Source organism: Bartonella sp. TS82HLJMH (assembly GCF_042193495.1).
In the GTDB taxonomy this organism is placed as follows: domain Bacteria; phylum Pseudomonadota; class Alphaproteobacteria; order Rhizobiales; family Rhizobiaceae; genus Bartonella; species Bartonella grahamii.
In genome coordinates this window covers 1-1,363 of sequence record NZ_JBHILU010000067.1, presented here as the reverse complement: position 1 = coordinate 1,363, position 1,363 = coordinate 1, and the positions used below count along the sequence as shown (strand labels likewise).

2 protein-coding genes are annotated in these 1,363 nt (G+C 40.3%); both read right to left on the bottom strand.

The features are described from left to right. Window positions 1-24: 24 nt before the first annotated feature. Window positions 25-540, bottom strand: a complete 516-nt coding sequence (locus tag ACFIKO_RS09220; protein ID WP_375673874.1) for a helix-turn-helix domain-containing protein — start codon at window positions 538-540, stop codon at window positions 25-27. Between the two features lie 80 nt (window positions 541-620). Continuing rightward, the gene (locus tag ACFIKO_RS09215) at window positions 621-1,151 is read right to left on the bottom strand and encodes a helix-turn-helix domain-containing protein (protein WP_375673872.1); all 531 of its coding nucleotides are present in this window, start codon (window positions 1,149-1,151) and stop codon (window positions 621-623) included. Window positions 1,152-1,363: the final 212 nt, after the last annotated feature.

Here is a 1,363-nt window from a genome sequence, read left to right as displayed (position 1 = left end):
ATTAAAGGGGCATTAAGCTGTATCTTATGTAGTTTCTGGATGTGCATTTTCAGCCTCTATTTGACGCTTTAAATGCAATTTTAGAAGAGGTAAAATAAGCTCGACTTCTTCCGTATCGTTGATGTCTTGAACAAGCTCTTGCAGTTTTTTATAAAGTTCCGCCGCGAGTTCTGCTATATCTTCAGGAGGGATCTTTATATTTGCATCGCGATAAGTTGTATAAGCTATTCGACCGAGTTTTTTCATGAGACCAGCAGGGATGGTTGGTGCTTTAAAACCAGCTGCTTTCGCTTTTGCCATGTCACTAAACATTTCGCCTTCACCTGTAATTAGCCAAGTTAAGTTGATATTTAATTGCTGTGATAAAGCAGTCAAAAATTTTACATTGGGAAAAGTGGTCCCTCTTTCAGCATGGTCATAAATTGCTTTTTTAATACCTAAACGGGTAGCTATCTTATCTCGATTAAGCTCTAAGCTTTCTCGTATCAAGCGTAAGCGCTTTGCTAGTTCTGTTTTAGGTTCTAGTTCGGGGCGTGCCAAAAATGCTCCTTATTCATATTTAGGTTAGCTTAAATTACAGGATTTTAAAAAGAGATTCCCCCATTCATTTTAGAGTAGCATTAAGCCGAATTTTGTGCAGCTTTGGAGTGTTCTTTTTCAGCCTCTATTTGACGCTTTAAATGCAATTTTAGAAGAGGGAAAGTCGCTTCGACCTCTTCCATGTCGTTGATGTCTTGAACAAGCTCTTGCAGTTTTCCATAAAGTTCCGCCGCGAGTTCCGCTATATCTTCAGGGGGGAGTTTTATTTTAGCATCGCGATAGGTTGTATAAGCTATGCGACCGAGCTTTTTCATGAGACCAGAAGGAAGGATAGGAGCTTTAAAACATGCCGCCTTTGCCTTTGCCATGTCCATGAACATTTCGCCATTGCCAGTTACAAGCCAATCTAATGAAATACCGCATATTTCTTGATATTTAGATAGAGCAGAGGCGGTAGGTTCGCTTATGCCAATTTCATACGTTCCTATAGATGCAGCGGTTATACCAAGATGCTCCGCAAATTTTTTGCGTTCTGCGAACCCAAGGACGCGTCGCACTTCACGAAATCGTTTCGCTAATTCTGTTTTTGGTTCTGCTTCTGGACGTGCCAAAAAAACACCTCAAAACAATTATAATTAATTTGACAAAACAATTATAATTGTTTATACCTCTAATTACCGCCCGATATAGAGGGCAGATATTTTACAATTAACCCCACAAAAAACGGATGTGGGAGCATCCGTTTGAAGCAGGAGCGAAGTTTATGACTATCACACAAGTATGGGATCGCCATAGTATTTTAGCCGAGCTACGCCGCCGTAAC